This window comes from Roseobacter sp. HKCC-CH-9351 (genome assembly GCF_037830295.1).
Taxonomy (GTDB): domain Bacteria; phylum Pseudomonadota; class Alphaproteobacteria; order Rhodobacterales; family Rhodobacteraceae; genus M30B80.
Window position 1 is genome coordinate 135,168 of the sequence record NZ_JBBLYM010000001.1, and the last position, 16,245, is coordinate 151,412.

Below are 16,245 nucleotides of genomic sequence, written 5' to 3' on the forward strand. Positions count from 1 at the left end.
TAAGCGCCTTCTAAGCAAGGGATACCAAATGCTCGATCTCGGCAAAAGAAAGTCCATCTATCAACCAGAACAGGACGGCTTAATATTTCCACAAGAGCCAAAAAATGAAACCTTTGAAGCAGAACGGGAACACCGCAAACAACGCCTCGTAGCAGCCTGCCGTGCATTTGCTCAACAAGGTTTTGATTACGGCTTTGCTGGTCACTTAACAGTCCGCGACCCAGAGCATCCTGAGCTGTATTGGACAAACCCTATGTGCATTCACTTTAGTAACGTGAGGTTATCCAATCTCATACTTGTGGATCACAATGGCACTGTAATCGAAGGCGAATACGCAGTTAACCGAGCTGGGTTTGTACTGCATGCTAACGTACATGAGCAGCACCCTGATATTATTGCGATGTGCCATGCCCATACCGCCTATGGTACAGCCTGGTGCGCTACGGGGCGCCCAATCGATCCTATCACTCAAGACGCGTGTGCATTCTTTGAGGATCACGTTGTCGTTGGGGAACAGGCTGGAGCAGTTGCAGTTGAAAGCCATGCTGGCTCGGATGTCGCAAAAGCATTCAAAGGGGTTAAGGCGGCGCTCCATCAAAACCACGGCCTGTTAACTGCCTCGCGCCACTCCATCGAGAGTGCGGCCTTCTGGTTTATCGCACTTGAGCGTTGCTGCAAACAGCAGCTTGATATCGCCGCAAGCGGAATTACGCCAATCCGAATTCCTGATGAGCGTGCTCGATACAGCCGAGAGCACGTTGGCAGCGAGTACATTGGATGGCTTCACTTCCAAACCATATGGAACCAGCTTGTGCTAGACCAGCCGGATATGTTGAGCTGACATACCTAATTGATAGCCAAAAACTAATCAGCGTGTTTCACGCCACAATGCCAAACACGAGCTCAAAGTCAGCACTGTCCAACATTTGAGAATTATTGACGACGACCTCTGGAGGCCACTGGAGGACCCATGCAGTTTTGGCTCGATACCTTGAGAAGGCAGAGCACAACGTTTGGGAAAGTGTGTAGAAGAATTTTGTAGCTCAGAAAAAAAACATTGATTGCATTTGATATTTTTGTGAATTTGGTTGAATAAAAAAATGAAGAAGAGAGCGCGTTGGAATTCCGGGGGCAACGCAGTCAGCCACTAGCCTGCGCCATCAAAAGGCCAAGAGCTTAATAGTGAGGGGAAATTCTTGGCTTATGAGATTAGCATTGACCTCGGCACTGCCAACATTGTCATCGTCGACAACAAGAATGGCGTCGTCTTAGATGAGCCCTCGGTGATCGCCTATCAGTTGAAAAACGGTCAGAAACGCCTCCTAGCGGTTGGGGATGACGCCAAACTCATGCTGGGCAAGACACCGGAGAGTATATTGGCCATCCGCCCCCTGTCCGATGGCGTGATTGCGGATTTCGACGCGGCCCAGGACATGATTTCTGCCTTCTTTAAAAAAGTTCTGAATAATTTTGCCTTCAGGAAGCCGATAGTATTCGTGTGCGTGCCATATGGCGCCACCCCGGTGGAGAAGCGCGCGATCAAGGCGTCCATTGAGGCGGCTGGTGGCCGCCGTGTTGGCCTCGTTGAGGAGCCGATGGCGGCCGCACTGGGCGCCGGAATGCCAGTCTTGGAGCCCACGGGCTCCATGATTGTTGACATTGGCGGCGGCACGACCGAGGTCGCGGTGCTGTCTCTCGGGGGCATTGTCGTGGCGCAATCCATCCGAGTTGGTGGCGATCACTTCGACGCGGCGATAGCGGCATTCCTGAAAAAGAAATATAACCTCAACGTCGGCCTGGCCACGTGTGAAATGCTGAAGTTCGAGATCGGGACCGCCACCCCCCCCAGTGACGGCGTCGGGCGGAAGACAAAAGTGCGCGGTCGCCATGGCGTCAGCGGCCTCCCGGAAGAAATCGAGGTCACTCAGGCAGACATGGCTGAGGCACTGCGGCCATTGGTAAACAATATCTGCGAGGCCGTGATGCTACTCCTGGAGCAGACGCCGCCCGACCTGGCGGGGGATATTCAGGAACATGGGCTCGTTCTCACCGGCGGCGGAGCGGGCCTCACGGGTATCGACAAGGCATTGAGCGATACGACAAACCTCCCGGCAGTCGTGGCCGACAATCATAAGTATTGCGTGGCATTTGGGACGCAAATTGCGATGAACTTGGGCAAGCGCATTGAGCACGCAATTCAGCGAGATCCGTGAACTAGCTCGTGGTGGCGATTGATATTTTTCGCAGTCCTTTTCCAAGAGTTTCGCTAGCACAAAATGAGCCAAAGCACCCTACTTTAGCGCTCAAATAACTTTGTGTTCGTACGGCTGGCGGTGAAGTGGAAAGTTTCAAACGTTCTCGTGAAGGTTCAATTTTGTTCACCCAATTCTCGCGCCAAACCACGCAATAAGTACTTTTGAACTTTCCCAGTCGCTGTCTTGGGGAGTTCTCCAAAAACAACTGTTTTTGGCGCCTTAAAATGAGCGATATTGTTCCTACAAAAATCAATAATCTCTTGCTCTGTAGGATTACTCCCAACTCTTAATTCTACAAATGCACAAGGGCTTTCACCCCATTTGGCGTGAGGTCTCGCAACAACCGCCGCCAGTTGCACTGCTGGATGGCGGTGCAATACAGCCTCAACTTCGACGGAGGAAATATTCTCTCCCCCAGAAATAATGACATCTTTTAGGCGGTCGCGAATTTGCACATACCCATCTGGGTGAACTACGGCAGCATCTCCCGACCAAAACCACCCATCTAAAAATGCGTCTTTAGTGGCGATCTCATTCTTATAATAGCCAGTCATTACGGTGTTGCCGCGGATAGCAATTTCTCCCTGAGTTTTTCCATCTGCGACAACATCGTTACCTGTTTGACGATCCACCACACGTACATCTTCAACCATCGGAAAACTAACGCCCTGCATGGCCTGCATAGACGCCCGTTCTGCCATTGAAAGATCAGCCCACTCATCCTTCCACAAACATTGAGATATGTGGCCGTAAGTTTCGGTTAAACCATAAACTTGCATGACTTCGAGGCCCAAAGCAGCCGCCTTTTCCAAGACAGATGGAGGAGGAGGAGCACCCGCAGTCATCACTTTTATCATTGGTGAAAAAGGATTCTCTGGCGCATCAGGGCTTTCACATAACATTTGCAACACAATGGGAGCCCCACCCATGTGAGTAACACCGTGAACCTTAATCGCCGAAATAAGTTTCGCAGGAAGAGGGTCGCGGGTGAAAACCATATTTCCACCTACAACTGCCATCGCCCACGGGTGGTTCCAGCCATTACAGTGGAACATTGGTACGATGGAGAGGTAAGTTGGCATTTGTGGAAGTGCCCAAGCAGCGACTGTACCCATAGCCATCAAATAGGCGCCGCGATGATGATAGACTACTCCCTTTGGCTGACCCGATGTTCCTGAGGTGTAATTCAAACAAATCGCCTGGTCCTCGGATCCTGGCAGCCGCCAGTCAATCGGCTGACATTCTATCATCTTGTCATATGTGTCATCGCCACTTGCACTTTGACCTGCCTGAGCATCGACAATTTCAATTACAGGTAACGCTTTTCCGTTGATCTCAAATGCTGCCTTGAGAAGCGGCAGAAATGCTTTATCGCAAAGAACAAGGCAACTGTCAGAGTGTTCAAGAATATAGGCAACGGTTTCTTTTTCGAGGCGAGTATTGATCGTATTTAATACGGCCCCGCTCATTGGGACAGCATAATGCAACTCAAAAAGCTGAGGTATATTCGGAGAAATTACCGAAACTGTATCGCCCGGTTTGATGCCACGCGTAACCAGTGCGCCCGCAACTGAACGGCAACGGAGCGCCATGTCACGCCAAGTGCACTGCTCATGGCCATAAGTCCAAGCCGGATGATCACAATAGACCCCGCATGCGCGCTTTAAAAAAGACACGGGCGAAAGAGGCACATGATTAGCTGGATTGAATTTAAGCTCTTCAAAATGCTCTCTCATACCCACTCCTCCTACGCAGGGCCATGCCAGTTAATCTGACAAATTTCAGCGGATCTACCTTCAAAGTCCCATACACGTCCGTGGGCACGCACTCGCCCCTTGTTTGCAGAGGCGATAGTGATTTCAGAACCCATCCAGTAGCCCGTGTTTATCACTTTAACGTCTTCATTCGGGTCAGGACCCTCAATAGGCTCCACCTCGCCCTGAATTATTTTGCCAACCATTAAACGACGCTTCGGACCGTCATTTTCAAAAACAACAGGTGCACGCTCAGCTCCCAGAAACTCTGAAACAAGCATTGAAAATAACCCAGTTGTGCCGCGCACTTTACCAGAGAAAATTGACACCAGTCCCTCAAAGGCCTTTTCAGTTGCCCGTTCGTCGATATAGGCGGCTGCCTTCCAGTTTCCTCGGCCCATGTTGCCAGGTATGTCTAGCACCATGCCTATGTTCAGGCCTGCCAAACTTTCACCGTCAAAATTGCCTTCATCAATTCTAACGCCCATCCATGCCTGGCAATAACCTTCGGTCGGTGGATGCTTCCCTAAACTTACAACGCATGGGCAGAAAACTGTACAGTTACAGTTTAAAATTAACTCGCCCTTCAAGTTCCATTCTGGGATCGTATTTTTCATAACTGTCCTCCTACCGTCATTAATATAACAAATTTTATCAGCGCAGCACCAATCAAGATAACCCCCAGAGGCTTAGTCACAAATCGACCAAACTCAGGAAGCTTTTCAAAAACCATGAAAATTGTCGCCGCACCCATCCAAAGAACGTTCATCGCGCCACCAATGAAACCAATCAGCATCAAAAGCCAACAGCATCCAATGCACCACAGTCCAAGCCTGACGCCCATTGAAAACGCCGGCCAGTATCCCGGTTTCCAATACTCCATGAAGAACAATAGCGGATGACGGCACTTGGACAGGCAAGCCATTTTGGACGCACTGAATTGGTAGCCGCCTGAGATACCCAAAAGGATTGCGGTTATCCAAGGGTTTAATAGTTGCCCAGCATCGCTTAGAGCTCCGGCCTTAGCCAATAATATCTGCAATGTAGTGGCGGCGCTTGCAAATATTAACCAAGCTGACAAATAGCCAAGAGCTAGAGCAGTCATGGATCCAGCACTTGTGGCGTCCACGCTCCCCAGGTCGCCAAACACTCTGGCTGCTGGAACAAACGTCGGTAACATCATCGCCGCAGACATCAGTGCCCACATGCTAAAGATCAAACTTGGATTGGAGGAACCGGCTGAAACACACAGAGCTGCCCAGTATTCAGCAGCGGTCATTCCAGGTAATGGCGAGGCATTCATCTTAACTAAAAGAACCCACGAAATAAGAATGACCCCATAAAATCCGACCCAAAAAATACCCCTTGCAAACAAAGGCCAACTTAAGCGGAAGATGGAAAAAAGCCGCGCTTGCATCACAAAAAAGGCATTTCTACGAGACGGCCATTACTGCGCCCTGCTTGGCGGAGCACTTCAACTTGGGCGCCCACGGGGACGGCACGGTCAACCAAGGCAAAACCAATGTTGGCTTTGAGCCGATAGGACCAAACACAGTTGGTCAACATTCCAATTTTTTTTCCGGAGGCTACAATATCCTCGCGGTGCACTCCAAGCGGAGCGGGGGTATCGCCCTCCAAAATGATCCCAAGCTGGTGACGCCTAAAACCCTCAACTTTAATTTGCCGCAAAGCCTGTATCCCAATGGTGTCATCGGGCACATGTAAGTCGATGTATTTTTCCATTCTAATTTCAAAAGGATTGGTTTCATCATCGGTGTCACCGCCAACTGAAACAAGGCCACTTTCTACGCGCTCGGGTGTGGCAGGGGCGCCTGGACCAATATCCCAGGGCTTTCCAGCTTCCTTGAATATGTTCCACAGCTTTGTCCCAAACTGGGCGTCCTTCAGATAGATTTCAAACCCTCCCTGCTTGGACCAGCCGGAACGTTGAATTGCGACAGGGATCCCCTCAATTTCACATTCTCTAAACCAAAAATACTTCAGCTCTCGCACCCAATTCCCGACCACATGCGCAACAACATCCTCGGCTTTGGGGCCCTGGATTGCCATCGGCGAAACATCGGGCTCACAGATCTCAACGTCGAGACTACGTTCCGCGGCGATTGCCCGAGCCCAGAGCTCTACATCACTGTCGGCGATGGAAAGCCAAAACAAATCATCAGCTAACTTTAGCAAAATCGGATCATTGAAAATGGTGCCCCGGTGATCACATATCGCCACATATTTTCCTTGTCCGACCTCACACCTTGATAGGTCTCTTGTCACAAGAATTTGTGCCAACTTGGCTGCGTCTTTTCCTTTCAGCTGGACTTGGCGCTCAACGCCTACATCCCATTGCGACACCCCATTAATTAGTCGCCAGTACTCACCCTCTGGGTCCCCATAAGACGTAGGCATAACCATACGGTTGTAAACGTTTGCCATTTTCAAACCATCAAGGATTGCCGCCTCTAGAAACGGTGAAGCCTTAATTCGACTATTAGGCTGAAATACAAACATCCACTCTCTCCCAACGATCGGGCGAGAGATAGAATTTTGCATTATGGCACTCAAACAATTTATTTATGATCTTTGCCATGAGAAAAAGTTATGCATAGTCGTATTTTATGTATCGAGACCTTCCACCGCTCACATGGCTTCGCGCGTTTGAAGCATCAGCAAGATTGCTGAGCTTCACGGCTGCGGCGCATGAATTGAACCTTACACAAGCGGCGATTTCCAAACACGTGAAGTCATTAGAGCTACGCCTTAAGCGCCAATTGTTCATTCGCCACCCCCGAAGCTTGGAAATGACGAAGTGGGCAGAGGCGTATCTCCCAAAAGTTCAGGACTCGCTACAGCGATTGTCGCGCGGTACCCGAGAAGTTTTTGGAAACACTCAAGGAGACGTACTCACAATCCGCTGTGCCATTTCATTTTTGGTGAACGTCCTATCAGAGAAAATTCCAAAATTCTTGGCCGAGCACCCCGGCCAGAAAATACGCATCATATCCAGTGTGTGGGTCGATGCACCTAATCATGAAGCCTACGATTTTGATATCCAATATGGTACTGGAACTTTTCCTGGAGCCAAAAGCTACCGTTTATCTTATGAGAAACTTACTCCAGTTTGCGCACCATCACGGGCGAAAACCTTGGAGTACCCTGAGCAACTAAGCACTGAGCGCCTTATCCATGTGCAAGGTTACCAAGATGGTTGGGGCACATGGCTAAGTGCAGCAAATCTCCAGGATGTTGACCATGGACTTGGGCTGCAAGTCGATAACTCATTAGCCGCATATGAACTCGCTGCCCAAGGCGCGGGCATTGCACTTGGCAGGAGTTCACTGGTCGCTAACGACCTAAAAACGGGCCGCTTAGTAGCGCCCTTTGAGTTTACTCAAGAAATTGAGGAAGGGTTCTTTCTTCTAGAGCCTCTGGCATCAACAACGCGTGCAAACGCTACAGCATTTGCGCAGTGGCTGTTAAATGAACTCTAATAATAAATAGAAGTGAAAATTTCGTGCGGCTCAACGCGGACATGACGGATAAGCGGAGGCTATTCAGCATGACCCTACTGAGACACTTGGTGATATTCGCACTTTAACGCCCACCCCTGCCAGTCCAGCCGATAACGGATCGTAATGCCCAGGGTAACGCAAACCAGGAGAAGTAAAATCTAATAAAACGCTCCCCAAGAATTTAAATAGAACAATCTCAGCTTTTATGATTGCTCGGAGCGTTAGCGATTAGAGTTTATCTAAGGCATATTCTTCTAAGGTGGGTGCAATACCAGAACCAATCGCGCGGGCTGAAATACCTATCTCACCGGAAACAATTGTGAAAATTCCACTAGTAGAGGCAGCAATTCGTGCCACGCCAGGCATAAAAGAACTGGGAGGACGGATTTTGATGACTGCCTGTTATGATGCCAAACAAATGTTCGTGGCCCAGGCTCTGAAAGCTGATTTTATTGCTCCATACTTTGGCCGAATGATGGAGGCCGGTGTAGACGCAATGGGTCATCTAGCGACGATGGCACAAATGAATAACGGATGCGAAAAACCCTGCTCTGTCCTTGTGGCGTCATTGCGTTCACCTGACCAGATGGTGTCGCTTGCCGATATTGGGCACGATTGCTTCACAATTGCGCCTAGTGTTGCACGTTCACTTTTGGATTGCCGCCTAAGCGTCGCCGCATTTGAAGATTTCGAGGCCATAGCAAAATCGGGTCTGACGTGAATGGTTTTGTCTTAGTATTACTTGTTTAAGGATAAAACTTAAAACTATCTTGATTGATCGCAAGGCAAGAACAGACAGCTGTGTAAATACGCTAGCCGGCAAACCTTGCCGTCAAGCCGCCGTCTACAGTCCAATTCGCACCAGTAACAAATGACGCTTCATCAGATAATAAAAAGGCAATGCAGTTAGCAATCTCAGCTGGGCGCGCCATGCGCTTCATAGCATGCACATCAAGCACCTCATCCCGCAATTTAGGATCGTTTAGCTCAAAAAATTCTTTGACGAGCGCAGTCTCAGTATAGCCAGGACTTAGAGCGTTCACACGGATTTGATGTCTGCCAACTTCAAGTGCAAGAGAGCGGGTTAGACCAACTAGGCCAGACTTTGCGGCGGCATATGGAAAAAACCCAGGATAGGTCATTGTTGCGTGAACAGAGGCGACATTGACAATTGCGCCGTTTCCACGAGCAATCATGTCGGGCAACACGGCTCTGGCAACGAGCCATGCCGCCTTCAAGTCTATGGACATAAAATCATCCCACTCGGCTTCTGTCATACTAACCGGATCCGCGTAGGAATTCCGTCCTGCATTATTTACCAGGCCAGTTATTGGGCCAAAGGCGGAATGAAACTCACTAAGTGCAGTTGTAAGAGCTTCTGGTGAACAGATGTCTGCCTCACGAAACATGACATCCTTGCCAAGGCTATCCGAAAGATGCTCGCCCTCATCGCGCAATACATCCACAAAACTCACATACGCGCCCTCATCCCGAGCCTTTTCAACAGTTGCTGCACCAATCCCACGGCTACCGCCGGTGACAAGTATATGCGCGCCTTCTAATCGCCCCATGATGTTAACTGCCTCCGTGAACAGATAAACTGAATGACCATTCAAAGTCGTGGCACCGCAGTGCCATCGAATTCATCGCTCAAGATAGTTCAATCACAACAATTCATTCATCTCAGGCAGTAAATCACATGTGCCCGTGACCGATTTTTCAGCGTCCAGTCAGAGACTGCCGCTTCATTCGCCGATCAATCAGCGTCTGCAGGACTACGGAAACCACAATCACCAAGCCAAAAGCCAATTGAGTGTAGAAAGCGTTAATACCGGCCGCAACGACACCTGCGTTAATGGCGCCAATGATATATGACGCGAAGAAACTGCCCGCGACAGATCCCGTCCCCCCAAAAACACTAGTCCCGCCCAAGAACACGGACGCAATTGTGTTCAGTAGGAAACCCTCACCAGTGGTTGGCCAAAAATAGAACCCGTAAATCGATGTCATCAGACCTGAAAAAGTCGCCATTATGCCAACAAGAATGAATGCGCGTGTCTTAACGCTCACGGCATTAATGCCCATTAGTCTGGCTGAGGTCGGGTTATCTCCAACGAGGAATACATGTGCACCAAAGCGGGTCCGATTGAGTAACAGCCATGCCCCAATTAATATCACGACCATCCAAATTGTTTGGACCGGTATCCCAAACGGTGACGAGCGCAGTAGAGCATGCATCTCTGGATAGTCTTGTGCCGTCAGTGGAACGCCCGATCCATCCATCATCACAAGTTCAAGCCCGCGGAATAAAAAAGATGTTCCAATTGTAACCACTAGCGACGGTATATTTAGAAAAGCCACAAGCGTTCCGTTGATCCAGCCACATATTGCGCCAGTGCCAAAGGCTGCGACAAGGGCGAGTGGCCACGCCAGCCCCCCTTGAGCCAAGAGGCAAAACACCGCTGTTCCTAAAGCCATGATAGAGGGGAACGACAAGTCCATCTCCCCAGTTATCACCACAAACGTTAGTGCAATTGCGATTATGCCGAACTGTGGAGTTGTCTGCGCAAACGCTAAATAGATGTTCTTGTTTGTGAACACCTCCGGGGCCGCGATCACGAAGGCAAGCCACATGATCAGGCCCACCCCGACAATTCCTATTTGGCTGACATAGCGGCGCCAGAACGAAGGAGGGCCGACCCGATTGTCTTTAGGCTTCTGGGGTGTTGCCTTAGAGGTTTTTGTCTTCGCTGTCATAATTATTCCTCAGTCCAACGACCCAGTACGGGCGACGTGATACAAGCGCTCGATTAATTCATCCATTGAGATCTCGCTCTTGTCGTAGATCCCAGCCACTTTCCCACGGTCGAGCACATAGAGGCGGTCCACAACTGGATAAACATGGAAAATATTGTGATCTATGAAAATCGCGGATTTTCCGGCTTTCTTAATACCACCCACAAAGTCCAGCGTTTTCTTGGTCTCAGTCAGCGACAGACCGACAGTGGGCTCATCGAGGATCACTAGGTTTGCGTCAAAATATAGCGCGCGGGTTATCGCCACACCTTGCTTCTCACCGCCGGACATTGTTGCGACAACATTGTCAGGGTGTACTGCGGCGGACGTGAATCCCATATGATCGGACATCAATCGAGCCGACTCGGAGCGCATTTTCGCTACGTCCAGCAACCCCCACTTCGAGCGCGGTTCGCGGCCCATGAACATATTCCGCCAAATCGGCTGCTTCTCACAGAGCGCCCGCTCCTGATAAATTGTCTCAATCCCCAGATCACGGGCTCGCGCCACGGACCAGTCGTCAATGCGATTTCCGTCAAACCAGATTTCACCCCCAGGATCAGGTGAATGAAACCCCATCACCGTTTTCACCAAAGTTGATTTTCCCGCGCCGTTGTCGCCAAGGAGCCCAACGATCTCGCCAGGATATACCGCGAAATCTACATTTGATAGGGAACGCACCTCGCCAAATGTCTTGGACACGTTGCGTAGTTCAATCACCGGTGTGCCGGTGGGAGGCGTCGCCTTAGTCATTTCAGATCCTTTGAAAGCAGCATTACTGCGGCGAGCATGCCGCCGCAGTAATTTTTGGGTTAGCGGATCTCAACGGCCGCAAGTGGCGCAACGGCGTCCACGTTAGACGAGTCTACGAATGCACCGGCGGTGTTAACATCCAGACCTGAGAAGCCATACTTTTCAGTCAGGCAAATATTTAAGATCGGCAGATAGCCCTGTAGGTACGGTTGCTGGTCGATCACAAGGTTCTGATAACCGTCCTGCACTGCCTGGGCAGTATTGGGCGACATATCGAAGCCTGCAAAATACACCTGGCCGGGCTCGAGCCCGGCAGCCACTGCATAAACGCCTACGTTTGAGGTCAAGCCACCGTGGTCGGTGACAACGATTTTTACATCAGGGTTGGCACCCATGAGACCAACAAATGTCGCCGTGCCAGCGTTTGGATTTGCATTCGTGGCGGCGTCGATCTCTTGATACAGTACCTCCAAGCCAGCAGCCTCAAAGGCTTCGATAACCCCAACAGTACGTTGTCCACGGTCGCCGCCCTGAGCCTGAAGGCCCCAGACAAACACTTTGTCGCCAGGCGAAACACCCGCACGAGCCGCTGCCTCAGCACCTAGAGCATAGCCTGCGTCATAGTTAGGCGCGCCGACATAACCAAAGCCATTGGGCCCATACGCTGCCTGGCTGTCACGCAGCGAGGTATTGAGCGTCGTAAAAATTATACCCTGATCGTAAGCTTGCTGGACAATAGGGCCAGTGGCCGCTTCGCCCGCAAACCCATAGGTAGCAATTCCGTCAACACCGGTCGCAACCGCCTGCTGGATCTGCTGGAGCATCAAGTTTGGATCCCAATCAGAAAAGTAGTAGGTTACGTCCGCGCCAAGGTCTAGCTCAGCCTGCCGAAATCCGTTGTACACGTTGTTAGCGAAAACGCCGCCCTGCGGACCACCAGGGAATGCCGCAATTCGAACGCCCTCACACCATTTTTCAACTGGCTCTGCGGACACCCCAGTAGCAGCCAACACAGCTGTCGAGCAGGCAAGCGCAGAAAGCAAAATCTTTGCTGATTTCATATTTATTTTCCTCCCTTTTGAAGCTCCAGCCACGATTACAGCTTTTTGGTGTATGTTGTTATGGAGCACAACTAAATGGGTAAACTAGTCATACAAACCTGTAAATAGTTTTATAAGCAACGGAAAATAGCGCCTTGCAAATAATCTATTCTGTATCAAAAATCTTTTTTTATTGAAAAAATTATCCTCGCAACTGAAACAAATAAATTATTGCATTTACGGGCTCGAAAACTTGTCATACAAGTTGCCCATGGCATTTAAGAAAAAAGAAACTTCACCAGGTGAGACTGCGGCCCAAAACGTTGCAGAGCTGATCACAGCGGAAATTTTTGATCAATTTGATTTGGGAGTACAGCTTCCCTCTGAGACGGAACTCGCCGCTCGTTTCAAAGTCAGCCGAGTTACCGTGCGAGAGGCACTCAAACTTCTTGCAGGGCGTGGCCTCATAAATTTATCGCGAGGCCGGCGAGCCGCAATCCAACAGCCAGATGGCGCTATGTTTGGCGCATTTTTACAGGCGCTCATTCACTCAGACCCACGGGCTGTGTTTGACCTCACTCAAGTAAGGCGTTCCTTAGAAGTGCAATCGGTCACGCTCGCCTGCCGAAATGCAAGCCGGTCCGGCATTGACAGTGTGACATCTGCCCTAGCAGTAATGCGAGAGATCGCGCAAAGCATGCCTGAAGGCGAGGCAAATGTCGAAGTTGGGCAGGCGTTTGATCACGCTGACGTAAAATTCCACCAGTCAATTGCTTTAGCGGGAGGGAACCGAGTCCTCACATTTCTATTTGAGGCAATGGAGGGTGCCCTAATTGAAAGCTTCAAACGTAGTCGCCGCTTTCAGAAAAGATCAAGAGATACCCTACTGAGTGTTTGTGATGAACACGCTCAGGTACTAGAGCACGTCCGGCTCAAAGACGAACGCGCTGCAATAGAAGCACTACTGGCTCTTATTGACAGATCCGAGGCCAACCTCAGATCATCTTCTGGCATGAACGTGAGGAGCCGAATGTGAAAATTACTAGTCTGAAGACTTGGGTCGTACCTCCACGTTGGCTATTTCTAAAAATAGAGACCGACGAGGGTATATCTGGCTGGGGCGAACCTATCCTCGAAGGCCACGCCGAAACTCTGAAGGCAGCTGTACATGAATTGGAAGATGTACTGATAGGCTGCGATCCGAGCCGGATTGAAGATATATGGCAGATGATTTACCGAAACGGCTGCTATAGGGGCGGGCCAGTGCTGATGAGCGCCTTGGCGGGCGTTGATATGGCGCTCTGGGACATAAAGGGCAAAGCTCTTGGCGCCCCTATTCACACATTACTTGGTGGACCAGTACGAGATCGCATCCGCACCTACCAATGGTGTGGCGGCGACAAACCCTCAGATCTTATTGGCGGGGTGAAAGCTGTACAAAGCAATGGTTATTCGGCTGCAAAATTTAACATATGCGCGGAACTTCAGATCGTAGACACATATGCAGCAGTAGATAGGATAGTAAAAAGCTTGTTTGAGCTACGGGAAGCAGTTGGAGACGAAATGGATCTCGCATTTGACTTCCATGGCCGCGTGCACGCACCAATGGCGCGCGTGTTACTTAAAGAGTTAGAACCTCTAAGGCCAATTTTTGTTGAGGATGCAGTAGTTTCGGCAATGATTGAAACAATGGCAGACCTAGCTCGCTCGACTTCAATACCTCTTTGTATCGGAGAACGCCTGCACAGCAGGTACGACTTTAAACGCGTATTTGAACTTCGCGCTGCGCAGGTCATCAATCCGGACACAGCCCACGTTGGTGGGATCTCTGAAATGGTCCGGATAGGCCATTGGGCCGAAGCCTACGATGTCGCGCTTGCACCTCATTGCCCGATAGGCCCCATAGCACTTGCAGCCTCGTTACAGGTTGATGCAGTTTGCCACAACGCATTCATTCAGGAGCAGTCAATCGGTATCCACTACAATACAGGCGCTGATGTGTTGGACTATCTGGTTCCAGGGGGCATCGAAATAGATAACGGTGACCTACTTATTCCACGGGGCCCTGGCCTTGGGATCGAGGTTGATCAAGAAAAAGTCGAGGAATTGTCTCGAGTGGGCCATCGATGGCGCGCACCCATTTGGAGGCACAAAGATGGGTCAATCGCCGAATGGTAAAACGCTTTAAGGGCATACATGCCGTTCTCTTCGCTCTTTTTGACGCTAACGAAGAGCTAGATCGCTTTGCAATGGCAAGCCAGATGGCGTGGATCCGTCAAGCAAGCCCTGACGGGGTCATTGTACTTGGTCTCGCAACGGAAGTCGGGAAGCTCAGTGAAACTGAGAAGAGGCAAATTATTGATTGGGCCGCTCAAGATCGGGGCGACCTGCCACTCGGGGTCACTGTCACTGGAAATTCGGTTGCGGAGCAAAAATCTCTCGCCGCTCACGCAACAGCTGCCGGCGCTGACTGGTTAATTCTTCAACCACCCCTCGCGGGAAACTACGCCCCCAATGAATACATTAACTTCATGACCCGGGTGGGCAGTGATTTAAGTCTGCCCTTCGCGGTACAGAACGCGCCACAATACCTGGGACGTTCACTGTCATCAGACGATCTTAACAGATTGGCTGACAATTGTCCTGGCTTTACCCACGTCAAAGCAGAAGTGAGCGCAGGTGATTTAGCTAACCTCATTGCCGTGTCAGGCGATAAGCTCACCGTCCTAAATGGCAGAGGCGGGCTCGAGATGACTGACTGCTTGCGCGCCGGTTGTGAGGGATTCATTGTGGCGCCTGATGTGTTGAGCGGTGTGATGAACTGTTTGAAACACTGGCGCTCTGGAGACGAAGCCAGCGCCGAAAAAGCCTATGCATCCTTTCTACCCGCAGCAACCTTTGCCATGCAGTCACTTGAATATTTGGCATGCTACGGCAAACGAATATTCGGGTTTCAAACTGGAATTACGATTTATGATCGAGCGCCAGCACTCCGACCAACCGAAGCTGGACTGGCTTATGCCAGAGGTTGGGCTGAACGCAATTCAGCGGGAGAATGAAAATAAAGAATATGACTTCGAATGACACGCCCTCAGACGGGATCAAAATTGAGTCTCGTTGATTACAAATCAGACCAATTTCCCCAAGGTCTCTATCAGCCGATCAAAATCTCTGTCATCATTCCAGAGATGCGGCGTAATGAGCAAAGAACCCGCGCGCTCCGATAAATATACATTTTCTTTTGCCAATTGGAGAAAGAGGTCGTTGCGCGCACCTGACGGCAGCTGTGCACCAATGAAATGTGCCCCACGGTTTTCAGCGGGAACAGTTTTCAATCCAAGCGCATTGAGCCTGCGACACAAATCTGCATTACGGGCGGCGAGCGTGCTCTCAATCGCCATTACATTCCAATCAAGCAATTGTCGCAGCGCCTCGTTCACACCGGGTAGAAGCGCGAAATTTGCTCGCTCACCCATATCATATCGGACTGCGCCAGCCTCAAATGTTTCTGGGTTCTCAGGGAGACGAGAAAAATTACGCCCACCCTGCCGCGTAACCCAGCCTTCTTCGAGTGGCTTCCCATCAAAATAGGTGGGATCCACGTAAAGAAATCCAGTAGAATATGGGCAGAGCATCCACTTATAATTTGCCACGGCCGCAAAGTCTGGGCGGATTATAGTAAAGTCAGTGGCCAGCGCTCCTGCAGATTGTGTCAAGTCCAAGACGAGCGCAGCACCCACTTCGTCACATCGCGAGCGCATTTTTACCAGGTCAATATAAGCCCCTGTGGTCCAGAGCACGTTAGGCACGGCCACGATAGCGGTGCGCTCATCAATTGCCTGTAGGAGCGCAGCGGTTGCTGCCGCACCCTGGGGAACGTCTACTTCAACAAAATCCCCACCGGTCTCACGCGCTTTGCGCTTCCACGGATAGGTGTGTGAGGGAAACTGATTTTTCAGAGTGATAATGCGCTGACCCTGAGTTAGGGGAATGCTATTGGCCGCCGCACTCAACCCGTAAGAGGCGGAGGGAACGACCGCAATTCGGTCCTCAGGCGCATTAACCAACTGCCCAAATAACTTTTTGGCGGTGTCTACTTCTTCAAAAAAATGATCAATGGTTAGCC

General features: G+C 50.4%; 16 protein-coding genes. 7 read left to right on the forward strand and 9 right to left on the reverse strand.

The features are described 5' to 3' along the window. Window positions 1-28 precede the first annotated feature (28 nt). On the forward strand, window positions 29-841 hold the full coding sequence (locus tag AAC632_RS00710; RefSeq protein WP_340298588.1) for a class II aldolase/adducin family protein: 813 nt from the start codon (window positions 29-31) through the stop codon (window positions 839-841). Window positions 842-1,196: 355 nt separating this feature from the next. Further along, on the forward strand, window positions 1,197-2,213 hold the full coding sequence (locus AAC632_RS00715) for a rod shape-determining protein (RefSeq protein ID WP_340298587.1): 1,017 nt from the start codon (window positions 1,197-1,199) through the stop codon (window positions 2,211-2,213). 155 nt (window positions 2,214-2,368) lie between these two features. On the opposite strand, the gene AAC632_RS00720 is transcribed toward AAC632_RS00715, so the two are convergent. From AAC632_RS00720 to AAC632_RS00735, 4 genes are read right to left on the reverse strand one after another with little or no spacing between them, the layout of a single operon-like run. After that, a complete protein-coding gene (locus tag AAC632_RS00720) occupies window positions 2,369-3,991 on the reverse strand; it encodes an AMP-binding protein (RefSeq protein WP_340298586.1) in 1,623 nt (540 codons plus the stop codon). Between the two features lie 11 nt (window positions 3,992-4,002). Beyond that, window positions 4,003-4,626: a DUF1326 domain-containing protein gene (locus tag AAC632_RS00725; protein WP_340298585.1), complete on the reverse strand. Its 624-nt coding sequence runs from the start codon at window positions 4,624-4,626 to the stop codon at window positions 4,003-4,005. Then, on the reverse strand, window positions 4,623-5,426 hold the full coding sequence (locus AAC632_RS00730; RefSeq protein ID WP_340298584.1) for a DUF2182 domain-containing protein: 804 nt from the start codon (window positions 5,424-5,426) through the stop codon (window positions 4,623-4,625). Before AAC632_RS00730 ends, AAC632_RS00725 begins: the two co-directional genes overlap by 4 nt. Then, on the reverse strand, window positions 5,426-6,529 hold the full coding sequence (locus AAC632_RS00735; RefSeq protein ID WP_340298583.1) for a glycine cleavage T C-terminal barrel domain-containing protein: 1,104 nt from the start codon (window positions 6,527-6,529) through the stop codon (window positions 5,426-5,428). The genes AAC632_RS00730 and AAC632_RS00735 overlap by 1 nt, the downstream gene beginning before the upstream one ends. 107 nt (window positions 6,530-6,636) lie before the next feature. Here AAC632_RS00735 and AAC632_RS00740 point away from each other — a divergent pair, with 107 nt between their 5' ends. Together AAC632_RS00740 and AAC632_RS00745 are read left to right on the forward strand one after the other, a co-directional pair. Beyond that, a complete protein-coding gene (locus AAC632_RS00740) occupies window positions 6,637-7,509 on the forward strand; it encodes a LysR family transcriptional regulator (protein WP_340298582.1) in 873 nt (290 codons plus the stop codon). 280 nt (window positions 7,510-7,789) lie between these two features. Beyond that, a complete protein-coding gene (locus tag AAC632_RS00745; protein ID WP_340298581.1) occupies window positions 7,790-8,251 on the forward strand; it encodes a transaldolase family protein in 462 nt (153 codons plus the stop codon). A gap of 91 nt (window positions 8,252-8,342) precedes the next feature. Here the strand turns inward: AAC632_RS00745 and AAC632_RS00750 are convergent, their stop codons facing one another. The 4 genes from AAC632_RS00750 to AAC632_RS00765 form a co-directional block, all read right to left on the reverse strand. Beyond that, window positions 8,343-9,146, reverse strand: coding sequence for an SDR family NAD(P)-dependent oxidoreductase (locus AAC632_RS00750; protein WP_340298580.1), 804 nt, complete (start codon window positions 9,144-9,146; stop codon window positions 8,343-8,345). 103 nt (window positions 9,147-9,249) lie between these two features. Then, a complete protein-coding gene (locus tag AAC632_RS00755; protein ID WP_340298579.1) occupies window positions 9,250-10,287 on the reverse strand; it encodes an ABC transporter permease in 1,038 nt (345 codons plus the stop codon). Between the two features lie 9 nt (window positions 10,288-10,296). Continuing rightward, window positions 10,297-11,079, reverse strand: a complete 783-nt coding sequence (locus AAC632_RS00760; protein ID WP_340298578.1) for an ATP-binding cassette domain-containing protein — start codon at window positions 11,077-11,079, stop codon at window positions 10,297-10,299. 59 nt (window positions 11,080-11,138) lie between these two features. Then, a complete protein-coding gene (locus AAC632_RS00765) occupies window positions 11,139-12,140 on the reverse strand; it encodes a sugar ABC transporter substrate-binding protein (RefSeq protein ID WP_340298577.1) in 1,002 nt (333 codons plus the stop codon). Window positions 12,141-12,390: 250 nt separating this feature from the next. Here AAC632_RS00765 and AAC632_RS00770 point away from each other — a divergent pair, with 250 nt between their 5' ends. From AAC632_RS00770 to AAC632_RS00780, 3 genes are read left to right on the forward strand one after another with little or no spacing between them, the layout of a single operon-like run. Next, window positions 12,391-13,155, forward strand: a complete 765-nt coding sequence (locus tag AAC632_RS00770; RefSeq protein WP_340299841.1) for a FadR/GntR family transcriptional regulator — start codon at window positions 12,391-12,393, stop codon at window positions 13,153-13,155. Further along, window positions 13,152-14,297, forward strand: a complete 1,146-nt coding sequence (dgoD, locus tag AAC632_RS00775) for a galactonate dehydratase (RefSeq protein ID WP_340298575.1) — start codon at window positions 13,152-13,154, stop codon at window positions 14,295-14,297. The genes AAC632_RS00770 and dgoD overlap by 4 nt, the downstream gene beginning before the upstream one ends. Next, on the forward strand, window positions 14,291-15,178 hold the full coding sequence (locus tag AAC632_RS00780) for a dihydrodipicolinate synthase family protein (RefSeq protein ID WP_340298574.1): 888 nt from the start codon (window positions 14,291-14,293) through the stop codon (window positions 15,176-15,178). The genes dgoD and AAC632_RS00780 overlap by 7 nt, the downstream gene beginning before the upstream one ends. A gap of 69 nt (window positions 15,179-15,247) precedes the next feature. On the opposite strand, the gene AAC632_RS00785 is transcribed toward AAC632_RS00780, so the two are convergent. Then, window positions 15,248-16,237: an aminotransferase class V-fold PLP-dependent enzyme gene (locus tag AAC632_RS00785; protein WP_340298793.1), complete on the reverse strand. Its 990-nt coding sequence runs from the start codon at window positions 16,235-16,237 to the stop codon at window positions 15,248-15,250. Window positions 16,238-16,245: the final 8 nt, after the last annotated feature.

What these genes read in the sequence shown, in the direction of transcription:
- AAC632_RS00725 (WP_340298585.1), bottom strand. Translation starts at nt 4,626, where the DNA reads ATGAAAAATACGATCCCAGAATGGAACTTGAAGGGCGAGTTAATTTTA.
- AAC632_RS00730 (WP_340298584.1), bottom strand. Translation starts at nt 5,426, where the DNA reads ATGCAAGCGCGGCTTTTTTCCATCTTCCGCTTAAGTTGGCCTTTGTTT.
- AAC632_RS00735 (WP_340298583.1), bottom strand. Translation starts at nt 6,529, where the DNA reads ATGTTTGTATTTCAGCCTAATAGTCGAATTAAGGCTTCACCGTTTCTA.
- AAC632_RS00765 (WP_340298577.1), bottom strand. Translation starts at nt 12,140, where the DNA reads ATGAAATCAGCAAAGATTTTGCTTTCTGCGCTTGCCTGCTCGACAGCT.
- AAC632_RS00755 (WP_340298579.1), bottom strand. Translation starts at nt 10,287, where the DNA reads ATGACAGCGAAGACAAAAACCTCTAAGGCAACACCCCAGAAGCCTAAA.
- AAC632_RS00780 (WP_340298574.1), top strand. Translation starts at nt 14,291, where the DNA reads ATGGTAAAACGCTTTAAGGGCATACATGCCGTTCTCTTCGCTCTTTTT.
- AAC632_RS00720 (WP_340298586.1), bottom strand. Translation starts at nt 3,991, where the DNA reads ATGAGAGAGCATTTTGAAGAGCTTAAATTCAATCCAGCTAATCATGTG.
- AAC632_RS00740 (WP_340298582.1), top strand. Translation starts at nt 6,637, where the DNA reads ATGTATCGAGACCTTCCACCGCTCACATGGCTTCGCGCGTTTGAAGCA.
- AAC632_RS00760 (WP_340298578.1), bottom strand. Translation starts at nt 11,079, where the DNA reads ATGACTAAGGCGACGCCTCCCACCGGCACACCGGTGATTGAACTACGC.
- AAC632_RS00710 (WP_340298588.1), top strand. Translation starts at nt 29, where the DNA reads ATGCTCGATCTCGGCAAAAGAAAGTCCATCTATCAACCAGAACAGGAC.
- AAC632_RS00770 (WP_340299841.1), top strand. Translation starts at nt 12,391, where the DNA reads ATGGCATTTAAGAAAAAAGAAACTTCACCAGGTGAGACTGCGGCCCAA.